The following is a 20,180-nucleotide window of genomic DNA, read 5'->3' on the forward strand; positions in this document are numbered from 1 at the left end:
CACCAAGTTATTTATCTAGTGACCTTGAAATTGGGGCATAGAGTACCATCTATTTAGGAAAGAAAGTTAGGAGCTTTATTACTATGGAAACGATTCACACGCTCACACAGTTACTCAAGAATAGCGGTTGCCAATACGATATCTACGACCTAGGTCGTCGCATTCAGAAGATCGACAACACCTTATTCTCTGATGTTGAGCAAGGGAAACAGCCGTACCCATTTCCACTTCAGAAACAAGCTCACTTAGCCATTAGTTACTGGAACGAACACAAGCAACCTTGGATTTGGTTCCTAAAGTTCAAGCTGGACGAAAGAGGCCTATTGCATCAAGGCGATGTAGGCAACTTCCTTAAGTTTGTTATTGAAGCAATGGGCACACGTTTAAACGGCGAGATCAGCGAAGAGCAGCAACAAAAGCTGTCTAACAACCCATACACGTTCAAGCCTTCAGAAGACAAGATGGCCGTCTTCCATAGCCAAGTCAGAGCAGGTTTAGACCTAGCGACGAGCCAATACTACGAACATGCTCAACACTACTTCACTGGCGCTCTAGGCTGGGACAACTGGAAAACGGTTGGTCTTCAAGGCATCACCGACATGTGTGCTCGCCTAAGCAGCCAACAAAACGGTGTCGCGATTCGAAAAGCGCTAAATAAACTACCATCAGAACCTTTATACGCAACACTAGGGGCACTTGAGCATACGCAAATCAATGACAAGCTCGCTCAACGCTTACAAGAGATGGCAGAGAATGAGATCAACAGCCAAGAACCTGATCTGTTCTTGCTGTCAGCCTTGGTTCGTGCCCTTTCTGGTGCTGAGCAAAGCACAACGAATGCCGTAATTAACCAAGTTCTGGCTAGCCCACGCTTAAGCCACCAAGAGGTGTTAATTGGCTTGGCTGGTCGTAGCTGGTATGCACTACAAGACCCAGCGATTGCTGAGCAATTCTTGCTGCGTCTCGCACAAACGGGTAATCAAAACCTGTTCAATCAATTGTTTGCAGATTTAGTGATGATTCCGACTCTGAGAATGGTATTTTTACCGCTACTGAACTCGAACCCATCACCAGAACTTGCCAATGCACTTGTTGAATTACAACAAGCGGCTAAGTCGCAATAGAAACTAAATAGAACCGAACAATAGCTCGTAAGAAAAAACTCAAATCACGAACGGAATAGAGAGATAAAAAGGAAGTATGGATTAAATGATAGATAACTTATTGGCTATTTTGTTCCTGTGCTTCTTTTGCTTTCTGTTTTGGCAGCAGCGCAGGCAATCTGAGCTTGCGAAAGCTGCCATTGCGAGAAAGTGTAAAGAGCTAGACCTACAATTATTAAGTGTCGCCTTCAGTGGTCATAAACTTAAGATGCGCCATGAGCTAACCACCATTTGGCGCTGGCACACCGTGTACCAATTCGAGTTTTCGGCGTTGGGTGATGACCTGTACCAAGGGAAACTGACTATGGTGGGTTTCCGTTCTATGCGGTTTGAGCTACAGCCTCATAGAATGTAACGTCGCAATACTCGGTATAACGATATTCATGATAAGGGCCAAACTGATCTTGTTTGGTCTCTTTAAATGCAAAACCTAATTTTTCTAGTAGCTTAATAGATGGGTTGTGGCCGACATTCACAGTCGCAACAACATTCGTTAGACGCTCTTCAAAACGCACCAAACTAAAGAAAGGCCTTAGTACCTCACTAGCAAAGCCTTGATTCCAGTACTCTTTATCCAAAATAAAGCCAAGTTCATGCTTACCCTTTTCCGATGAAACAAAGACATGTCCAAGATATTCACGGGTTTGGTTGTGGATGATCGCGCGGCAGAAGCCGACGTTATCTTGCAGTATTTCTTCAAATAGATGCTTCGCAGAGGCGACAGAGTGAGGCCCATTCATTTCAGCACGATTAATGGGGCAGCAATTTAACTTGATAAAGTCGAGTTCTAGCTGTTCAGTATAAGGTACCAACAACGTTCTTGAGGTTGCTATCGTCATAAAACACTCCTTGTGTTGACCATTAGCAGAAAAGCAGATGTTGCGCTCTTAGATGAAAAAGAGCCGTCTAGATAGAGAAAAGCCTCAGGAAAAGAAAAGCCCCGACACCGAAGTGTCAGGGCTAGGGTCTTACTCGCAGCAGTCCGGCTACTAATTAATGCTCCATGCATCATCCATAATAGTGGCTGTAATCCTTCAGCTCTTTCCTTTACTTCGCCGTCCTAGCGGTGTCCAATCATCCTGAAAGCTAACAATCCTAGTTAGCGCACATCACTTGTTCCGTGAGCGGTGTCCTTTACATCGTCCTGATGCTAATCCAACCCTTTAATCCTAAAGGTGTCCATTGTCATTCCGTTGCAGCTAACTTCCTGTTAACTGACTGTATCCCTACAATGTCCTTACGCTCCATGCTTGATCACTCAATCCTAAGTAACCAAATCTTCATCCTGAAGATAACCAAATCCTTGGTGCTTTCCTGTTCCGTGTCAGAATCCTTCCGACAAGGTTTAATTTACGCGATTTAGGATTCCGGACAATAGATTTGCATCACATTTTGAATTCAAGAAAGTTGTTAATTATATAAAACAATTAAAATTCAACACTTTAAATATATACACATCAATCTCTCTAACGATGTATTCGTGTTATCTCACAGCCTTTGTAAGAGATCTCTCACACGGCATGGGATGTTTTATGATTCGCTATCATCCACCGGAGCGAGTAAAATAACTAAAGACTAAAAATGGAGGTCAACATGCTGACAAAAGATGTGTCTGAAGAGTTGAAATCAGTGCTTGAAGGACTGCAAGCGCAAGGAAAAGAGCCGACTGTTGCTTTAGTTAAAGCTCGTATGAGCACATCTGTACCGATGCCTGCTTTGATCACAACTATCAAGAGCTGGAAAAGTGCGAATCGAGTACCTAAAGTGGAAGTCGCAACACAAGAAGAGCCAGCACTAGACCGTGTTAGCCAACTGGAAAAACAAATCCTTGAACTTACTGCTCGCGTAGCCACGCTTGAAGCCAAACTAACTGAATAATAAGTTAACCGAGCAATAAGTTGACCGGTAAATAAGCTAACAGAGAAATAGAACACTATGAAGATATGGGTTGATGCAGACGCTTGTCCCAAGGTTATCCGAGAAACCATCGTACGCGCAGCTGAGCGCACAGGGGTGGAATGTACCTTTGTCGCGAACCATTTGGTTCCCGTTCCCAAGCGTAATAACATTCACTCAATTCAAGTCCCAAGCGGGTTTGATATTGCAGATGATGAAATAGTAAAACGCACGGAACCCGGCGATCTAGTGATAACCTCAGACATCCCTCTGGCTGATGAAGTGATCACCAAAGGTGCGCTTGCTTTAAGCTCTCGCGGGGAGCTTTACACCAAAGAAACCATCAAAGCACGTCTCAACATTCGTGATTTCATGGATACTATGCGTTCAAGTGGTATTCAAACTGGCGGACCAAGTACCCTTTCTCAAACCGACCGTCGTGAGTTCGCAAACCACCTCGATCGCCTGCTAGCTAAACGCTAAACGCAGTCTTTCTAATGACGACAACTTTAGAAATCGTCACTTAGTAGATGCAGCCCCGATGAAATTTTAATCGACATACTCCGTTCTTGATATTTATTACAATAACGGAGTATTGCTTATGATTCGTCGAATCGCCCTCTCGCTATCCATTCTTTTTTGCAACACTCAACTTTCCTTCGCCGAGGAAAGTTTTGCTGATGAAGGCTTTGCCCATAAAGATTTCGCCGATGAAGAATACGGAATCATAGGTGGCGGTATCACCTATGGTGAAAGTGTTTTCTCCACTAAAAGTTCTCCTCAACTCGGTGCAACACCCAACCTCTTCTATTCCGGCCCGAAAGGCTTTATTGATGGCAGCCTAGTCAATTGGCAACTGCTACCTTATGTGGGGTTATCAGGAAACTGGCGCTTTGCAGAGGTGTCAGACACTTTTGTAGACCTACCTAACGGCATTCAAGACCGAGATGGTAATGGAGAGCTAGGGATAACTTTAGGCACGGTAGGCGCACGCCTGACCTATTTACACGACGTGACTTCAGAGCATAACGGCTATGAAGTTCAGCTTCACTTAGGCAGAACGCTAGAAACGTGGACGCAACCATTCACTATTACGCCTTACATAGAAATCGACTATCGAGACAAAAAGCTCTCAAATCATCTTTACAGTATTTCTAACGCAGAGGCTTCTTCCTCTGGGTTGAGTCAATTTGATTCTGGGTCAACCTTTGTCTATCAAGCCGGGTTAATCGGACTCTATGAGTTCACACCCACTTGGATTGGTATCGCACGAGCAGACTTGATTCATCACGACAGCAACAGCGCGTTGATCCAACGAGATTTAGGTTGGTCGTTTGAATTAGGGGTAACCTATCGTTTTGCGGGGTTGTAAGTTTGTAGACTTCAATAATTTACAGGCTCCAAATTAAAAGAGCCTGCATCAATGCAGGCCCTTTGGTATCACATAATTTATTCAGTTGATAGCGAATCAAAATGTTCGACTATCACTACTCACTATGGCGTGTAGTACGTTGCAGCGCCCGGACCTACTGGTAAGCCAAATACGAATACCCAAACGTAGAACATTAAGCTCCAACCAACCAAGAATACTAATGAGTATGGAAGCATAGTTGCAATCAGAGTACCGATACCTAGGTTCTTCATGTAACGCGTAGCTACAGCTAGGATAAGACCGAAGTAGCTCATCATTGGAGTAATAATGTTTGTTGTTGAGTCACCGATACGGTAAGCCGCTTGAATCGTTTCAGGTGCATAGCCTACTAGCATTAGCATTGGAACGAAGATAGGTGCTGTTACAGCCCACTGAGCAGAAGCGGAACCGATCATCAGGTTAATGAAGCCACACATTAGGATGAATGCGAAGAACAACATTGGACCTGTTAGGCCGATATCCTGTAGGAACGTAGCACCTGCAACTGCGAATACTTGACCGAAGTTAGTCCACTTGAAGAAAGCAACAAACTGAGCAGCGAAGAACACAAGTACGATGTACATGCCCATTGAAGACATAGACTTAGACATTGCATTGATAACATCACGGTCTGTTTTCATTGTACCGGTAACTTTACCGTAAACAAAACCAGGAACTGCGAAGAATACGAAGATGAACGCTACAATACTTTTCAGGAATGGAGAACCTGAAACCGTACCTGCTGCTGAACGTAGAACACCATCAGCTGGAACAATCGTCCATGCAAGAAGTGCAGAAACCGCTAATACTGCAATACCTGCAAGCTTAAGGCCTTTCTTCTCAACGTCTGTTAGCTTGCCCATTGAATCATTTGATAAATCTTCAGACGCTTCTTCGTCGTTGTATTTACCCAGTTTTGGTTCAACAATCTTCTCAGTTACAAATGCACCTGTAATCGCGATGAAGAAAGTAGAAACAAACATGAAGTACCAGTTTGATTCAGGACCAACGTTGTAAGTCGGGTCGATCATTTGTGCTGCTGTTGTGGTAATACCAGAAAGCAGTGGATCAACCGTACCGATTAGAAGGTTTGCAGAGTAACCACCAGATACACCAGCAAATGCTGCCGCTAGACCAGCTAATGGGTGACGACCCAAAGAGTGGAAAAGCATTGCTGCAAGCGGGATAAGTACTACATAACCAAGCTCTGAAGCCGTGTTAGAGATAATACCGGCAAAAACTACGGTTACCGTAACCATGCGCTTAGATGCGCCCATTACCATGCCACGCATCGCCGCAGATAATAAACCTGAGTGCTCAGCAATCGCTACACCTAGCATTGCAACAAGCACGGTACCTAATGGCGCAAAGCCAACAAAGTTTGTCACTAGATTAGTAACTATGAGCTGTAAGCCTTCAGCATTAAGTAAGCTTACAACGTAGATCATGCCGTCAGCAGCACGACCTGGAGCACCTTCTGGACGAGGGTCCATAACAGATACTTCAAAATATCCAGCGATACCTGAAGTAACTAGAATAGCGACACAGAAGATTGCGAAAAGAGTGATCGGGTGGGGTAATAGATTCCCCAAATACTCAACACCATCGAGAAAACGGGTAAAAATAGGTTTCTTTGGCGAGTTGTTTTTTATTGAAGCTGATGAACTCATCAGTTCCCTCCTTGTAGTGATTCCTATGCAATTGTGACAAAAATGTTCAAATTGCCAGCGAAGGGTACGCGACAAAATTATCAATTAGAAATTCAAAATGTTACAAAATGTGTAACAAACGACGGCTTTTAACTCTATTTGAACAATTAATTAGCAAATAAATCTACATTAAATACAAAATCTAGATTTATAATTCACAAATACACATTCACCACAAATATAAACAAAGATGTAACCTATTGATTCACTTGAAAATAAAATACATCGTACGCTAAATAAATACCCTATCTTTAACCAGGTTCCTCTCGAGGGAAAAGAAAAGCAGGCAAATGAATGAAGTTTGACTTTCCCCTCGTTTTTTACACACGTGTCACATCCAATTGACGGCTTATTTCTGAACTGCTTTGAATCTCGGATTGGTTTTGCAGATAACATAGTGACGGCCTCGGCGCTTTACTATCTGACAATCTGGGTGACGGCTCTTTGCACTTTTCAGTGATTTCACGACTTTCATTTATTTCGCTCCCTTACCTAATTGACCAAAACGACGAGTAAAGTTCGCAACACGTCCCTCTTTATGTAGCACCCTCTGTTTACCGGTATAGAAAGGGTGCGATTTTGACGACACTTCAATGGTGAAGTAAGGATAAGTATTGCCATCTTCCCATTCAATAGTGCGATCTGTTTTCAGCGTAGAGCCTATTAAGAAGTACTCATCGACACTGGTGTCATGAAAGACCACAGGACGGTAATCTGGATGGATATTTGGTTTCATTGTCTTTCCCTAAATGATTAATTTGTTATGTTATAACATTTCAAATGATAATCATTATCAAAAGAAAAACAAGCTAATTTATGATATTTTTCCACCATAGATCGTAATTAGAGAGCGTCTGCTCATGTACTCCATTGAACCTATTGGCTTTATAGAGTCTCCTTATAAAGAGAAGTTCGCCGTGCCAAGGCAACCTAGATTGGTGCCAACATCCACCTCAAGAGTCAGGCTGGTTGATGCGGCAAACTGCCTTGAATCAGTTCGTAACATCGAACAATTCAGCCATGTGTGGCTGCTATTTCTATTCGACAAGAACCTTGAAGCGGGCTGGAAACCAACAGTGAGACCACCTCGACTCGGTGGTAATGAACGCATAGGTGTGTTCGCATCACGTGCGACATTCAGACCGAATGGGATTGGTATGTCCGCGGTTGAGCTCAAAGGTGTCTCTCAAGAGAAGGGGCAGACTTGGTTGGATTTGGGCAGTGTCGATCTCGTAGACGGCACGCCGATCATCGACATCAAACCTTATATCCCCTACTCGGATGCGATTCCGGGTGCACTTGGAGGCTTTGCCGCCGATGAACCTGAAGTGCTAGACGTGAACTTTTCACAGCAAGCCCAAGCGAAACTGGCACAACACCCGCAGGCACGCCATATCATTCAGGTGATCAAAGAAGTGCTTGGTCAAGATCCACGCCCTGCCTATAAAAAAGGCAAGCCGGACAGTAAGGAATATGCGGTAAATTTGTTCGATCTTAACGTGAAATTCGTTGTTGAGGCGCTTTTCATCAATGTAACTGACATTGAACGCTTTTGAGATCCCAAATAGGCTGATATTATATGCGGCTATATCAGATTTGCTGTGGTTACGAACGACAGCAAATTTTCTTTTATCAATGATGAAACGGATACCATAGAATGCGTACCAGTAACTACCTTCTTTCTACTCTGAAAGAGACTCCAAACGACGCAGAAGTTATCAGCCACCAGCTGATGCTACGTGCAGGTATGATCCGTAAGCTAGCTTCAGGTTTATATACTTGGCTACCTACTGGTCTACGTGTACTGCGTAAAGTCGAAAATATCGTTCGCCAAGAGATCGATAATGCAGGTGCCGTTGAAATCTTGATGCCCGTAGTTCAACCGTTTGAGCTTTGGGAAGAGACTGGCCGTTCTGAAAAGATGGGCCCTGAGCTACTTCGTTTCACAGACCGTCACTCTCGTCCGTTCGTTCTTAGCCCAACAGCTGAAGAAGTAGTAACGAGCCTAGTACGTAACGAGATCAGCTCTTACAAACAGCTACCTCTAAACCTGTACCAAATCCAGACTAAATTCCGTGATGAGCGCCGCCCTCGTTTTGGCGTAATGCGTGCACGTGAATTCTCTATGATGGATGCGTACAGCTTTGATATCGACAAAGAAGGCTTAGAAAAGTCTTACCAAGCGATGCACGATGCTTACTGTAAAGCATTCGACCGCATGGGCCTTGAATACCGTCCAGTATTAGCAGACTCTGGCGCAATCGGCGGCAGCGGCTCTCAAGAGTTCCACGTTCTTGCTGAAAGCGGCGAAGACCTAATCGCATTCTCTTCTGAATCTGATTACGCAGCGAACATCGAGAAAGCAGAAGCATTAGCTCCTACTGAAGAAGTTGCAGCGCCAACTCAAGAGATGGAACTGGTTGATACGCCTAACGCAAAAACAATTGCCGAGCTTGTAGAACAACACGGTCTAGCAATCGAGAAGACAGTTAAGACTCTATTCGTTAAAGCATCTGATGAAGTAGAAGCAGATATCATCGCTCTAATCATCCGTGGTGACCACGAGCTTAACGAAGTGAAAGCAGAAAACCTTCCACAGGTTGCATCTCCACTAGAGATGGCTTCTGAAGAAGAAATCCGTGCACTTGTTGGTGCAGGCCCTGGTTCACTTGGCCCTGTTGGCCTAGAGCTACCATTCATCGTTGACCGCTCTGTTGCTGTAATGAGCGACTTCGGCGCAGGTGCAAACGTAGACGGTAAGCACTACTTCGGTATTAACTGGGGTCGTGACGTTGAGCTTGCTCAAGTTGAAGACCTACGTAACGTAGTTGAAGGCGACCTAAGCCCATGTGGTCAAGGTACTATCCAGCTTAAGCGTGGTATCGAAGTTGGTCACATCTTCCAACTAGGTAATACTTACTCTAAAGCAATGAACTGTAACGTGCTTGGTCCTGATGGTAAGAGCGTAATCCTAGAAATGGGTTGTTACGGTATCGGTGTTTCACGTGTTGTTGCATCTGCTATCGAGCAAAACCACGATAAATTCGGTATCACTTGGCCAGACGCACTAGCGCCGTTCCAAGTTGCTATCGTACCAATGAACATGCACAAATCTGAGCGCGTTAAAGAAGCAGCTGAGAAGCTATACGCTGAATTAACAGCTATGGGTATCGAAGTACTATTTGATGACCGTAAAGAGCGTCCAGGTGTTATGTTTAAAGATATCGAGCTAGTGGGTATTCCTCACACTATCGTTATCGGTGATCGCAGCATGGACGAAGGTAACTTCGAATACAAAAACCGTCGTACTGGTGATAAAGAAGCTATCGCAATGGACACGGTTATCGAGCACCTTAAAGCTCAACTAGCTTAGTAATCCGATTACTGACTAAATAAACATTGAAAGGCTGCCATTAGGTGGCCTTTTTTGTACCTGTCGTTTCCCTTCAAGTTCTCTTCTCTTTATCACTAGAGTAAATAACGTAAGTTAATCCCCTGTTCATCTTTAAATCCGTATATTGGGTTCATCAACTCTTTAGACCCGCTTACATTGGAGGTATCGATGGATATCAAAAGCTTACTTAACCAAGCACTTAAGTCAGATCTCGTTAAACAAGGTACTCAGAAGCTTTCACAAGGATCTTCGAGTTTAAGCAGCCTCTCTCAAGGCAGTAGCAGCAATGGTAAGGGTAGCAGTAAAAGTACACTCGGAGCCTTCGGTGCAGGTGCAGTTGGCGGAGGACTCTCAAGTGCGTTAATGGGCTCGAAGAAAACCAAGAAAATGGGTAAGAAAGCCGCTGGTATTGGTGGCGCAGCAGCACTTGGCGCTCTCGCTTATAAGGTCTACAACGACTATCAGTCTAAACAAGGCCAGACACCCAATGTCGAGCAGGCTCAGTTTGATGAAAATGATGCAAATCACAGCGTGCTCATTCTACGATCGATGATAGCCGCGTCTAAAGCTGATGGCCATGTTGATGAAGAAGAGATGGCTAAGATAGAGCAAGCCGTCGAGAATATGGGCGCTGATTATCAACTGACTAAATTGGTCTCTGAAGAACTGCATAAGCCACTCGACCCAAGCGAAATCGCTCAATTAGCAACGTCACCTCAACAGGCGAGTGAGATCTACTTAGCTTCTTTGATTGTGGCCGACGAACAGAACTTCATGGAAAAGGCGTACCTGAAAGAGCTCGCGAAGCAACTCAACCTTGCTGATGAAGTCACCTATCAACTTGAACAACAAGTATCTAGCTAATTGGTAAGTACCAAACAAATCAGTAAAGAGAAGCCTAAACGGCGAACTAACCAAGTGAGATATTGAGCAAGGACAAACTAACTCTGAACTTGATCAGATCCACTTTGTTTTTGCTTATCTCTATGTGTATATTGAGATCAGTTATCATTTGGTTAGGTATAAAAATGAAAGTATACGATTGTTGTGATTTGGTGCGTGAACTGTATTCTCAAATTGGCAGTGGCGACCAAGGCTATATCCCTAAAGCGATCACCTGCGCGGTAAAAACATTGAATGACCTTGCTGCAGATGAATCTCTTCCTAAAGAAGCGCGTGAGCGTGCAGCATTTGCCGCTGCAAACCTACTGATCTCAGATTTCGAGGACTAATATGAACCTCGCTAATTTTGAAAAAATGGATCCTGTAATGTTGATGAGCATCGTTAACATGAAGCTACGTGACGACTTCGGTGGTGATTTGGATCGAGTGGTCAACTTCTACGAGATCGACAAAGCAGCCTTGATCGCTAAACTTGCGTCTGCTGGTTTTGAGTTCCTTCCAGAAGCCAAACAGTTTCGATAGTCATTTAGAACAAGCTTGATTTTGAAAGACCAACCTCAGTGTTGGTCTTTTTTATTGGTGATACTTATTGGATAAACATGTAGTTAGCCAGTTATAAATTATCTGTCTACATCTATACTTTTATATCTTAGAGTCAACGAACGCTCCTTGAACCAAAGCGTATTGTTGTATAGGCTACCTAAAATAGCCTATAAAACTCATCACCCAATCTGATGGTAGCGAAGGATTAACAATGAAAAGACTCGGACTTTTGGCAGTTTTCGCCGCAACACTGACTGCAGGTTGCGCTTCAAATACACAGCAAGACAACTTTCGTGAAGCCTCTTTTGAGCTGTGTAACACCGAAGTCGATATTTACTCAGTAAGCCATGATGAAAGAGTACGCATTGTCTGCTCTGATGGCTCTAAGTTCGCGATAAACAACGAAGACACGCTAGAAGTGATGCGTGATATCAATATTGACTACTGTGATGGCGAAGGCTTAGGCAAATTCAACGAGAGCCGCCATTATTACTCATTCAAATGTAAGTCTGGCACTCTGCTAAGCATCAGAAAATAAAACCAACATAAGAAAACCACAAAGGGTTGATGTGCAAACATCAGCCCTTTTTAGTACCCGCAATAACCAATCTTCAAAAACAAAAAAGCCCCAACAGGAGCCTTTCAAATCGTATTTTTCAATCAAATAGCTTTAGTTCAAGGAAAAGGCGCGGAGTTTACAAACACCTTTAACTAGAAACAAAAAAGGGACTCAATGAGCCCCTTTAAATGTGTTTTTCAAAGTAGTCATTTGAAATTCTAGGAGAGCACGCGGAGCTTACGAATGTAAGTGAGCATGCTCGACAACAACTTTAAAACTTCCAAGTACAAAAAAGGCCCCTATTAAGGAGCCTCTAGTATCATTATTTTTCAAAGTAGTTGTTTGAAATTCTAAGAGAGCACGCGGAGCTCACGAATGTAAGTGAGCATGCTCGACAGCGTAGTACCTCAAAAACAAAAAAGGCTCCCAACAGGAGCCTTTCAAATCGCATTTTTCAATCAAATAGCTTTAGTTCAAGGAAAAGGCGCGGAGTTTACGAATGTAAATGAGCACCTTTGACACAGAAATTAAGCTATTTGAGCCAGAAAAATTAAGCGTAAACCGGTAGACGCTTACAGATTTCTAATACTTTAGCTTTAGTCGCTTCGATAACAGACTCATCGCCCATGTTATCAAGAATGTCACACATCCAGCCAGCAAGAGCTTTCGCGTCTGCTTCAGAGAAACCACGACGAGTAATAGAAGGAGAACCGATACGGATACCAGACGTAACGAACGGGCTACGTGGATCGTTTGGTACTGAGTTCTTGTTAACTGTAATGTTAGCTGAACCTAGTGCTGCGTCTGCTTCTTTACCTGTGATGTCTTTGTCGATTAGGTCAACTAGGAACAGGTGGTTCTCTGTAGAACCTGAAACGATGTTGTAACCGCGTACTAGGAATTCAGCAACCATTGCTTTTGCGTTAGCAACAACGCGAGCTTGGTACTCTTTGAATTCTGGCTCTAGAGCTTCTTTGAACGCTACTGCTTTACCAGCGATAACGTGCATTAGAGGACCACCTTGGCCGCCAGGGAATACTGCTGAGTTTAGCTTCTTGTAAAGATCTTCGCCTTCGTTAGAAAGGATAAGACCGCCACGAGGACCAGCAAGCGTTTTGTGCGTTGTCGTTGTTACAACGTGAGCATGTGGAACTGGGTTCGGGTAAACGCCTGCAGCGATTAGACCAGCAACGTGAGCCATATCTACGAAGAAGTAAGCACCTACTTTGTCAGCGATTTCACGCATGCGCTTCCAATCACAAACTTGAGAGTAAGCTGAGAAACCACCGATGATCATCTTAGGCTTGTGCTCGATAGCTAGCGCTTCCATCTCTTCGTAATCGATTTGGCCTGCTTCATCGATACCGTAAGGAATGATGTTGTAAAGCTTACCAGAGAAGTTTACTGGAGAACCGTGAGTTAGGTGACCACCGTGTGCAAGGCTCATACCTAGAACAGTATCGCCAGCATTCAGTAGTGCCATGTATACAGCATTGTTTGCTTGAGAACCTGAGTGAGGTTGTACGTTTGCGTATTGAGCGCCAAACAGTTCACATGCACGTTCGATTGCTAGAGTTTCAACTTTATCTACGTACTCACAACCACCGTAGTAACGCTTACCTGGGTAGCCTTCAGCGTATTTGTTTGTAAGTTGAGAACCTTGAGCTTCCATTACACGTGGGCTTGTGTAGTTTTCTGAAGCGATAAGTTCGATGTGCTCTTCCTGACGAAGAGTTTCTTCTTGGATAGCTGCGAATAGATCCGCATCGTAATCAGCAATGTTCATGTCACGCTTAAGCATCTGTATCTCCTGACTCAGATTGTACTGAAAGTTTCAAAAAAACCACACAACGACCAAAAGCAAACGTTTCCGTCACCGTTTTGATGTGACGCATTCTACATAATTTGATCTAGGTCATAAAGAGCTAATTGCAATTTTATCATGCAGTTTTTTCATAATCACATATAAGATTCATCATGGTTATTTAGCTTATCCAACCAAAGATGACGCTTACTGTCAATTTTACGCTTTACACCCTGTAAAACGCAGATTACATAGGTTTACCTTAATTTTGCACCTCAAGCTACCGAAAGCTAAGGTTTTTCTCTACTATGCACGCCTTTATTGGTTAGGTAATTATAAAAACGATGGAAAAACACTCACGTAAAGAAGATTGGGTAGCGATTCTCACTGGCACGTTTTTAGTGGCGTTAGGCGTCTTCTTTTTACAGTCAGCGAATCTGCTTACTGGTGGTACTACTGGCTTGGCTCTGCTCTTGAGTCAATTCTTGCCTGTAACCTTTGGTATTTTGTACTTTGTTGCCAATTGTCCATTCTACTTATTGGCATGGAAACGATTTGGCCGTAGCTTTGCTATTAGCAGTGCGATTTCTGGTGCTTTAGTGTCTGTGTTTGCCGATCATTTATACTTGGTGATTTCGTTAGAAGTTCATAATGAAATATACTGCGCTGTTGCAGGCGGCCTGTTGATGGGCTTAGGTATGCTGATCTTATTCCGTCATCGCTCAAGTCTGGGTGGCTTCAACGTACTGTGCTTGTTTATCCAAGACCGATACGGTATCTCTGTAGGTAAAACCCAAATGGGTATTGATGCGTGTATTCTGTTTGCATCCTTCTTCTTTGTGTCACCTTGGGTAATTGCCGTATCTGTATTGGGCACCGCAGTGTTGAACATTGTATTGGCAATGAATCACAAGCCTACTCGTTATTCGGTCAACTACGCGTCTTAGTGTTCACACCCGTTCTATCGCCTATCGTCGCTGGCTACTCGACACTCTAACTGCAGACTCAAAGTACGATAATCCAGACTATAACTAAGCAAAAAGGCTTTGGGGAGCTCTCCAAAGCCTTTGTAAAAGTCCAATTCCTTAAGGGGAGTAAGAATCAGGCTTCTTAAAATGAAAAAGGTTAACCTTCAATCAAGAGAATACGAGTCTCGTAAGGACGTAAAACTTGATGATGTAATGCTACTGAAGTGTTCGCCTCTTGATAGTTAGACAACAAACTCTTCGCCTTGCTCATATCAAAACGTTCCGGTATAACGCATTCCGCCTCTTCACCATAATAGTTATTAATACACAACAAAGTCTGATTATCAGTCTCGCGAGAATACGCAAATACCGATGGGTGCTCAGGCAATAAATCTTTGTAGCTACCATGAGTAATCACTGGCACTTGTTTACGTAACTCAATCAAGCTCTTGTAGAAGTAAAAAACAGAGTCTTTGTCTTCCAGTGCTTGCTCAGCGTTGATCTCAGTATAGTTATTCGCAACGTCTAGCCACGGCTTAGCTTGTGAGAAACCTGCATGCGCTTCGCTGCTCCATTGCATCGGCGTGCGAGAGTTATCACGAGATTTCTGCGCCAGAATCGCCATCATATCTTGATGCGCCACACCATCACGGTTCACCATGATGTCATACATATTGGTACTCTCGACATCGCGATACTGGCTGATCTCGGTATAACCAGGGTTGGTCATGCCAATCTCTTCACCTTGATAGATATAAGGTGTGCCTTGCATCATGTGCACAGAAGCGGCCAACATTTTAGCCGATTCAACACGATATTGTTGATCGTTGCCCAAGCGGCTCACGACTCTTGGTTGGTCATGGTTGCACCAAAACAGTGCACCCCAACCTTTGCCGTTCAAGCCTGTTTGCCAATGATTGAAGATCGACTTGAGCTGTAAGAAATCAAACGGCGCATTGGTCCACTTCTCACCATTGGTATAATCGACCTTAAGGTGGTGGAAGTTAAACACCATCGATAGTTCGCTGTTATCAATGTTTGAGTACTGCTGGCAATGCTCAAGTGTCGTTGAAGACATCTCGCCTACTGTCACGCTACCGTATTTCTGGAATACCGCTTCGCTGATCTCTTTCAGGTATTCATGCACTCGTGGACCATCAGTGTAAAAACGACGACCATCACCGATATCATCGTTAGGGAAATCTTGCTGTTTCGAAATCAGGTTGATCACATCCAAACGGAAGCCATCAACGCCCTTCTCAGCCCAGAAGCTGATGACGTCTTTTACTTCTTCGCGTACAACCGGGTTCTCCCAGTTAAGGTCAGCCTGTTCTTTGGCGAATAAGTGTAGGAAGTATTGCCCAGTCGCCTCATCCATTTCCCATGCATTACCACCAAACTTAGACTGCCAGTTAGTTGGTGCTTGACCGTTTACAGAATCTTTCCAGATGTAGTAGTCGCGGTATGGGCTGTTTTTGTCACCCAGTGCCGACTGAAACCATGCGTGCTCTGTTGAGGTGTGGTTTACAACGATATCCATCACGATACGAATACCACGTTGGTGCGCTTCAGCCAGCAATAAGTCGAAGTCTTCCATGATGCCGAATTGCGAGTTAATCGCGTAGTAATCTGAAATATCGTATCCGTTATCGATCATTGGGGATGCGTAAACTGGGGTTAACCAAATTGCATCCACACTTAAGTGTTTAAGATAATCCAGTTTTGAAATGATCCCTTTGATATCGCCAGTGCCTTTACTGCCACTATCACAAAAGCTCTTTGGGTAGATTTGATAGATGGTTGCGGTTTTCCACCAACTTTCATCATGCTCAGTCATCGCCATCTCTAACACTCACTTACCAAAAAATATAAATAAAAAATCACCATGTGAATCATGGTCGAATAGCCGTTATAACTAAAAGAAAAAGCTATAACTAAGAGAAAAAGCGATGGCTCACTTTGGAGTCATCGCTTATTTAATACATTACGCGTTTGCGGTTTCTAGCTCGCCTTTCATCTGTGCTCGTTTATAGAAGAACAGTGTTAACGTAACGGGTAGTACAATCGCCACCAGCATCGCAATTAAGTAAACAGACCAATATTGCGGTTGAATCGATAAGATGCCCGGCAAACCACCAACACCGATACCATTCGCCATCACACCTGCGCTACCACAGATAGCAGCCGCTGCGGCACTGCCGATCATTGCGCTCAGCATTGGGAATTTGTATTTAAGGTTGATGCCGTACATCGCAGGCTCTGTAACTCCTAAGTAGGCAGAGATTGCAGCTGGAACCGAGATGTCTCGCTCGCCTTCGCGTTTACTTAAGATGATGATGCCGACAACCGCCGAAGCTTGTGCGATATTTGATAGCGCAATCAAAGGCCAGATTGGCGTGCCACCTAAGTCTTGCATCAGTTGTAGGTCGACTGCGTTGGTTGTGTGGTGAATACCTGTGATAACCAAAGGTGCGTATAGGAAGCCAAATACCACTGAACCAAGAATCGCAAAATCACCCGTCATTGCCGCTTTAGCCGCGAATGCCACGCCATCGCCTAACATACGGCCAAATGGACCAATGAAAGCGTGCGCTAGAATTACAGACAAAATAATCGATACAAATGGCACAACAACAAGGTACAGATAAGAAGGAACAATACGCTTAAGGTTAGTCTCAATGAACGCCAGAGCTACACCCGCTAGCATCGCAGGGATCACCTGTGCCTGATAACCGACTTTCTCAATCACGAACAAGCCAAAGTCCCACACCTCAGGTACCGATTTACCTATCATGTAAGCGTTCATCAATTGCGGGGAAACTAAGGTCACACCGAGCGTGATACCCAAAATAGGGGTTCCGCCGAGTTTCTTAACCGTCGCCCAACACACACCAACCGGTAGGAAGAAGAAAATCGCTTCACCAATCAGCCACAAGAAAGAGTGAACGGTTGCCCAAAATTGGCTGATTTCAACGAGGGTTTTGCCGTCAAACATGCGAATGTCGCCAATCACATTACGGAAACCAAGAATCAAACCACCAGTAATGATGGCTGGCAGCAGTGGTACGAAAATTTCGGCTAAATGGGAGATACCACGCTCAAGGAAGTTCATGTTCTGACGAGCAGCAAGCTTAGACTCATCTTTTGATGACGCCTCTTTACCCGTTTGCTCAATCAGAAGTGCGTACACTTCATCAACCTCTGTGCCAATCACGACTTGGAATTGACCTGCGTTCGTAAAGCAGCCTTTTACCAGCTTCAGCTTTTCTAGTTCTGCTTTGTTCGCTTGCTCTGTATCGTTCAATACAAAACGCAGTCGAGTCAGACAATGGCTGACACTCGCAATATTTTCTTTGCCACCGACTAACTCGATAAGACGCGCAACGTCTTGCTTCGCTATCTTACTCATACTACCCCACCCTGGTTTCATTCAATTACTCATCTAAACCATGCAGCGATAACCACTCAAGACTTAGACTTATGGGAACATTCCCAATTACGGTTATTATAATGCCCGCATGAATGATAAATTAAAATGGGAACAGTCCCATTAATTGAAAGAGATCACACTCTAATTTTAATCTAAGCGGTTCGATTTCGCTTAATTGAGTGGATTATAGAATCGGAGATTGGGTGTGATGAGAGATCTCTGAATTGCCTAAAAGCTGAGAGATCAATAGATTAGCCGCTAGCTTACCTGCAGATTGGTAGCCAGGATCAATGCTAAATACACGAGGGAACAAGAAAGAGAGAAGATCATTGCCACCAACGCCTGTTACAACCACATCTTCACGTTGTAGTTCTTGTAGACGCTTGATCACGCCAAGAGCCAATGTGTCACTGGCACAAACAAGTGCTTGAGTTGTAGGAGTCAGTACTTCATCCACCAGCTGATAAGCGCTTTCATGATGAAGTTGGCCAGTACGATAGTTCGCAATCACTCCAGTGCTTTCGCACCAATCGAGATAAGCCTTAAGACGCAGCTCACCGGTTGATTTATCACTAGGATCAACACCAATAAAGCCGACATCTGAGATCCCCTGATCCGATAGATGCGCTAACGCACTATTGATCACCTGTTGGTTATCGTAGTTAATCGACGTTACGTTCTCGGTATCCAGAGCAATAACCACGGCCTTGTGTTCCCACGCTTCGATCGCCGGAATGTCACAATCCGTAAAGCCAAAAACAATGATGCCATCTACATTGCGACGCTTTAAAACCTGAAGATGCTCGTTGGCTTTATCTCTATCGAGTTGGCTTTCCATGATCACCACGTCGTAATCCTCTCGATACAACTCAGCCAGCATGGTGCTAACGGCTTTGTTTTCAGAGGGAGAATCTAAACGAGAGATGATCACGCCGATGACTTTTTGACTGCCACCACGCATTGATTGCGCAGACTTTGAAGGCGTGTACCCAGATTCTTGAATTACTCTTTCCACCCTTTCACGGGTTTCAGGTTTCACTTTAGGATCATTGGTCAGAACGCGAGATACGGTTGACTTACCAACACCGGACAGCTTAGCAATATCGAGAATAGTGAGTTTTTTGCTCATAAAAAGTCTAACGTTAAAGGGAAGAGAAGAAAAAGTGAGGGTAGGTTCCCTCACTTAACTGTTTGTAAATTATAGCAGTTCTTACTATGACCTACTTTTGGCAATTACGATAGACCACACGGCCAAGTTCGAGGCGTGCGTCGTCACCTTTAGTACGCAAAGTGATGCTGTTAATCATCTCTGAGGTGCCATCATCTAAGATGTATTTTGTTCCTGAGCCTGCCGGTACTTGAGTCAATTGGTACTCGTTATCAGGTAAACGCAGTACTGCTTTTTCATTACTAAGGTAAGCCACATCAAACGACACGTCAGACTCACATTGATAAGTCACGAATTGATTATCCGATGCTGCACTATCAGGGGCTGCTGATTTAGAGCACCCGACTAATGCTACCGTACATAGAGATGCTACCAACATAGCTTTCATACTTCGTTCCTCATCTTTATATAGTCAATGACACTTAGTTTAGTCTCAGGTTAGGAAAACCTTATTGATAAGTAAGTGCCTGGTGATAGGTAAATACCTTAGTGACAAATAAACGCTTAGCCTTTTAAGAAAGCTGGTACATCTTTAATGCTATCAAGTACCACACTAGCTAGCGCTTCACCCTTTTCAGTGATTGGCTTACCGGTTCTTACCAATACTTTAGTGCCAACACCTGCGGCTTCTGCAGCCATCATGTCTTCAGCTTTATCACCAATCATGACAGAGTTAGCCATATCAATCTTCAGAAAGTCACGAGCAGAAATGAACATGCCTGGTTTAGGCTTGCGACATTCACAATCTTGTTTGTAATCGCCAATGCCGTGTTCAGGGTGATGAGGACAGTAATAGATACCATCTAACTCAACGCCATTATCGACAAAGTTCCAATCCATCCACTGTGTCAAAGAAAGAAAACGATCTTCGCTAAACTTGCCACGAGCAATACCAGATTGGTTGGTCACAAGTACCAGTAAATAGCCCATATCTTTAAACGCTTTCGCCGCTTCAAATACACCATCGATGTATTCAAAGTCATGCTCATCATGTACATAGCCGTGATCAACGTTAATCACACCATCACGATCTAAAAAAACAGCCGGTTTAGACAAAATTCAGTTCTCTATCAACTCTCTATTAATCATTAATTATTACACGCTTTATTTGCTTCATCACTATCTATTTAGTTTTGCGTTCGTTAACGATTTGTTTCTAACCTAGCAACACGATCGATGTTTAGCCGTCTAGACGTAAAAATATCTATTGACTTAGATCATAGAACACCATA

At 43.8% G+C, this 20,180-nt stretch carries 22 protein-coding genes; 12 read left to right on the top strand and 10 right to left on the bottom strand.

Features of this window, described 5'->3' with window-relative positions; all coding sequences use genetic code 11:
* The first annotated feature begins 83 nt into the window (after window positions 1–83).
* On the top strand, window positions 84–1,124 hold the full coding sequence (locus ITG09_12430; GenBank protein ID UPR51499.1) for a DUF3549 family protein: 1,041 nt from the start codon (window positions 84–86) through the stop codon (window positions 1,122–1,124).
* An 85-nt stretch (window positions 1,125–1,209) separates the two neighbouring features.
* Window positions 1,210–1,518, top strand: a complete 309-nt coding sequence (locus ITG09_12435) for a DUF3301 domain-containing protein (GenBank protein ID UPR51500.1) — start codon at window positions 1,210–1,212, stop codon at window positions 1,516–1,518.
* On the opposite strand, the gene ITG09_12440 is transcribed toward ITG09_12435, so the two are convergent.
* Entirely contained in the window at window positions 1,484–2,002 is a 519-nt protein-coding gene (locus ITG09_12440) for a GNAT family N-acetyltransferase (protein ID UPR51501.1), read from the bottom strand. The two genes, ITG09_12435 and ITG09_12440, sit on opposite strands and share 35 nt — an antisense overlap.
* Before the next feature lie 754 nt (window positions 2,003–2,756).
* Between ITG09_12440 and ITG09_12445 the strand changes: the two genes are divergently transcribed.
* The 3 genes from ITG09_12445 to ITG09_12455 all read left to right on the top strand — a co-directional run bounded on the left by ITG09_12445 (window position 2,757) and on the right by ITG09_12455 (window position 4,431).
* Window positions 2,757–3,041 carry a hypothetical protein gene (locus ITG09_12445; GenBank protein ID UPR51502.1) on the top strand — a complete coding sequence of 95 codons (285 nt, stop codon included), beginning with the start codon at window positions 2,757–2,759 and terminating at the stop codon, window positions 3,039–3,041.
* 57 nt (window positions 3,042–3,098) lie between these two features.
* Window positions 3,099–3,542 (top strand): YaiI/YqxD family protein, encoded by a 444-nt coding sequence (locus ITG09_12450; GenBank protein UPR51503.1) that lies wholly within the window; start codon window positions 3,099–3,101, stop codon window positions 3,540–3,542.
* Between the two features lie 118 nt (window positions 3,543–3,660).
* Complete coding sequence (locus tag ITG09_12455) at window positions 3,661–4,431, top strand: MipA/OmpV family protein (GenBank protein ID UPR51504.1); 771 nt, start codon at window positions 3,661–3,663, stop codon at window positions 4,429–4,431.
* A 122-nt stretch (window positions 4,432–4,553) separates the two neighbouring features.
* Here ITG09_12455 and ITG09_12460 read toward each other — a convergent pair whose 3' ends face one another.
* The 3 genes from ITG09_12460 to ITG09_12470 form a co-directional block, all read right to left on the bottom strand.
* Window positions 4,554–6,140 (bottom strand): AbgT family transporter, encoded by a 1,587-nt coding sequence (locus tag ITG09_12460; GenBank protein UPR51505.1) that lies wholly within the window; start codon window positions 6,138–6,140, stop codon window positions 4,554–4,556.
* 388 nt (window positions 6,141–6,528) lie between these two features.
* On the bottom strand, window positions 6,529–6,654 hold the full coding sequence (gene rpmJ / locus ITG09_12465) for a 50S ribosomal protein L36 (protein ID UPR51506.1): 126 nt from the start codon (window positions 6,652–6,654) through the stop codon (window positions 6,529–6,531).
* Window positions 6,655–6,915 (bottom strand): type B 50S ribosomal protein L31, encoded by a 261-nt coding sequence (locus tag ITG09_12470; protein ID UPR51507.1) that lies wholly within the window; start codon window positions 6,913–6,915, stop codon window positions 6,655–6,657.
* 124 nt (window positions 6,916–7,039) lie between these two features.
* On the opposite strand from ITG09_12470, the gene tsaA reads away from it, so the two are divergent.
* The 6 genes from tsaA (at window position 7,040) to ITG09_12500 (ending at window position 11,557) form a co-directional block, all read left to right on the top strand.
* The gene (tsaA, locus tag ITG09_12475; protein ID UPR51508.1) at window positions 7,040–7,735 is read left to right on the top strand and encodes a tRNA (N6-threonylcarbamoyladenosine(37)-N6)-methyltransferase TrmO; all 696 of its coding nucleotides are present in this window, start codon (window positions 7,040–7,042) and stop codon (window positions 7,733–7,735) included.
* Between the two features lie 101 nt (window positions 7,736–7,836).
* The gene (locus tag ITG09_12480) at window positions 7,837–9,552 is read left to right on the top strand and encodes a proline--tRNA ligase (protein UPR51509.1); all 1,716 of its coding nucleotides are present in this window, start codon (window positions 7,837–7,839) and stop codon (window positions 9,550–9,552) included.
* Window positions 9,553–9,741: 189 nt separating this feature from the next.
* Window positions 9,742–10,437 carry a tellurite resistance TerB family protein gene (locus ITG09_12485; protein UPR51510.1) on the top strand — a complete coding sequence of 232 codons (696 nt, stop codon included), beginning with the start codon at window positions 9,742–9,744 and terminating at the stop codon, window positions 10,435–10,437.
* A gap of 164 nt (window positions 10,438–10,601) precedes the next feature.
* The gene (locus ITG09_12490; GenBank protein ID UPR51511.1) at window positions 10,602–10,805 is read left to right on the top strand and encodes a YaeP family protein; all 204 of its coding nucleotides are present in this window, start codon (window positions 10,602–10,604) and stop codon (window positions 10,803–10,805) included.
* Between the two features lies 1 nt (window position 10,806).
* Window positions 10,807–10,998: a DUF4250 domain-containing protein gene (locus tag ITG09_12495; protein UPR51512.1), complete on the top strand. Its 192-nt coding sequence runs from the start codon at window positions 10,807–10,809 to the stop codon at window positions 10,996–10,998.
* Window positions 10,999–11,230: 232 nt separating this feature from the next.
* A complete protein-coding gene (locus ITG09_12500) occupies window positions 11,231–11,557 on the top strand; it encodes a hypothetical protein (GenBank protein UPR51513.1) in 327 nt (108 codons plus the stop codon).
* A 571-nt stretch (window positions 11,558–12,128) separates the two neighbouring features.
* Here ITG09_12500 and ITG09_12505 read toward each other — a convergent pair.
* Entirely contained in the window at window positions 12,129–13,379 is a 1,251-nt protein-coding gene (locus tag ITG09_12505; protein ID UPR51514.1) for a serine hydroxymethyltransferase, read from the bottom strand.
* 347 nt (window positions 13,380–13,726) lie between these two features.
* Here ITG09_12505 and ITG09_12510 point away from each other — a divergent pair, with 347 nt between their 5' ends.
* A complete protein-coding gene (locus ITG09_12510) occupies window positions 13,727–14,329 on the top strand; it encodes a YitT family protein (protein ID UPR51515.1) in 603 nt (200 codons plus the stop codon).
* A 178-nt stretch (window positions 14,330–14,507) separates the two neighbouring features.
* Here ITG09_12510 and treC read toward each other — a convergent pair whose 3' ends face one another.
* The 5 genes from treC to gmhB all read right to left on the bottom strand — a co-directional run bounded on the left by treC (window position 14,508) and on the right by gmhB (window position 20,004).
* Window positions 14,508–16,193: an alpha,alpha-phosphotrehalase gene (gene treC, locus ITG09_12515; protein UPR51516.1), complete on the bottom strand. Its 1,686-nt coding sequence runs from the start codon at window positions 16,191–16,193 to the stop codon at window positions 14,508–14,510.
* A gap of 141 nt (window positions 16,194–16,334) precedes the next feature.
* Complete coding sequence (gene treB / locus ITG09_12520; protein UPR51517.1) at window positions 16,335–17,759, bottom strand: PTS trehalose transporter subunit IIBC; 1,425 nt, start codon at window positions 17,757–17,759, stop codon at window positions 16,335–16,337.
* A 205-nt stretch (window positions 17,760–17,964) separates the two neighbouring features.
* Window positions 17,965–18,909: an HTH-type transcriptional regulator TreR gene (treR, locus tag ITG09_12525; GenBank protein ID UPR51518.1), complete on the bottom strand. Its 945-nt coding sequence runs from the start codon at window positions 18,907–18,909 to the stop codon at window positions 17,965–17,967.
* A 91-nt stretch (window positions 18,910–19,000) separates the two neighbouring features.
* Window positions 19,001–19,336: an MliC family protein gene (locus tag ITG09_12530; GenBank protein ID UPR51519.1), complete on the bottom strand. Its 336-nt coding sequence runs from the start codon at window positions 19,334–19,336 to the stop codon at window positions 19,001–19,003.
* A gap of 116 nt (window positions 19,337–19,452) precedes the next feature.
* Complete coding sequence (gene gmhB / locus ITG09_12535; GenBank protein ID UPR51520.1) at window positions 19,453–20,004, bottom strand: D-glycero-beta-D-manno-heptose 1,7-bisphosphate 7-phosphatase; 552 nt, start codon at window positions 20,002–20,004, stop codon at window positions 19,453–19,455.
* Window positions 20,005–20,180: the final 176 nt, after the last annotated feature.

The sequence above is a fragment of the Vibrio cyclitrophicus genome (assembly GCA_023206055.1).
GTDB classification, from domain to species: domain Bacteria; phylum Pseudomonadota; class Gammaproteobacteria; order Enterobacterales; family Vibrionaceae; genus Vibrio; species Vibrio cyclitrophicus_A.

Bases quoted from the DNA above. Each gene is read 5' to 3' on its own strand.
- ITG09_12430 (UPR51499.1), top strand. From the start codon at position 84: ATGGAAACGATTCACACGCTCACACAGTTACTCAAGAATAGCGGTTGC.
- ITG09_12435 (UPR51500.1), top strand. From the start codon at position 1,210: ATGATAGATAACTTATTGGCTATTTTGTTCCTGTGCTTCTTTTGCTTT.
- ITG09_12440 (UPR51501.1), bottom strand. From the start codon at position 2,002: ATGACGATAGCAACCTCAAGAACGTTGTTGGTACCTTATACTGAACAG.
- ITG09_12445 (UPR51502.1), top strand. From the start codon at position 2,757: ATGCTGACAAAAGATGTGTCTGAAGAGTTGAAATCAGTGCTTGAAGGA.
- ITG09_12450 (UPR51503.1), top strand. From the start codon at position 3,099: ATGAAGATATGGGTTGATGCAGACGCTTGTCCCAAGGTTATCCGAGAA.
- ITG09_12455 (UPR51504.1), top strand. From the start codon at position 3,661: ATGATTCGTCGAATCGCCCTCTCGCTATCCATTCTTTTTTGCAACACT.
- ITG09_12460 (UPR51505.1), bottom strand. From the start codon at position 6,140: ATGAGTTCATCAGCTTCAATAAAAAACAACTCGCCAAAGAAACCTATT.
- rpmJ (UPR51506.1), bottom strand. From the start codon at position 6,654: ATGAAAGTCGTGAAATCACTGAAAAGTGCAAAGAGCCGTCACCCAGAT.
- ITG09_12470 (UPR51507.1), bottom strand. From the start codon at position 6,915: ATGAAACCAAATATCCATCCAGATTACCGTCCTGTGGTCTTTCATGAC.
- tsaA (UPR51508.1), top strand. From the start codon at position 7,040: ATGTACTCCATTGAACCTATTGGCTTTATAGAGTCTCCTTATAAAGAG.
- ITG09_12480 (UPR51509.1), top strand. From the start codon at position 7,837: ATGCGTACCAGTAACTACCTTCTTTCTACTCTGAAAGAGACTCCAAAC.
- ITG09_12485 (UPR51510.1), top strand. From the start codon at position 9,742: ATGGATATCAAAAGCTTACTTAACCAAGCACTTAAGTCAGATCTCGTT.
- ITG09_12490 (UPR51511.1), top strand. From the start codon at position 10,602: ATGAAAGTATACGATTGTTGTGATTTGGTGCGTGAACTGTATTCTCAA.
- ITG09_12495 (UPR51512.1), top strand. From the start codon at position 10,807: ATGAACCTCGCTAATTTTGAAAAAATGGATCCTGTAATGTTGATGAGC.
- ITG09_12500 (UPR51513.1), top strand. From the start codon at position 11,231: ATGAAAAGACTCGGACTTTTGGCAGTTTTCGCCGCAACACTGACTGCA.
- ITG09_12505 (UPR51514.1), bottom strand. From the start codon at position 13,379: ATGCTTAAGCGTGACATGAACATTGCTGATTACGATGCGGATCTATTC.
- ITG09_12510 (UPR51515.1), top strand. From the start codon at position 13,727: ATGGAAAAACACTCACGTAAAGAAGATTGGGTAGCGATTCTCACTGGC.
- treC (UPR51516.1), bottom strand. From the start codon at position 16,193: ATGGCGATGACTGAGCATGATGAAAGTTGGTGGAAAACCGCAACCATC.
- treB (UPR51517.1), bottom strand. From the start codon at position 17,759: ATGAGTAAGATAGCGAAGCAAGACGTTGCGCGTCTTATCGAGTTAGTC.
- treR (UPR51518.1), bottom strand. From the start codon at position 18,909: ATGAGCAAAAAACTCACTATTCTCGATATTGCTAAGCTGTCCGGTGTT.
- ITG09_12530 (UPR51519.1), bottom strand. From the start codon at position 19,336: ATGAAAGCTATGTTGGTAGCATCTCTATGTACGGTAGCATTAGTCGGG.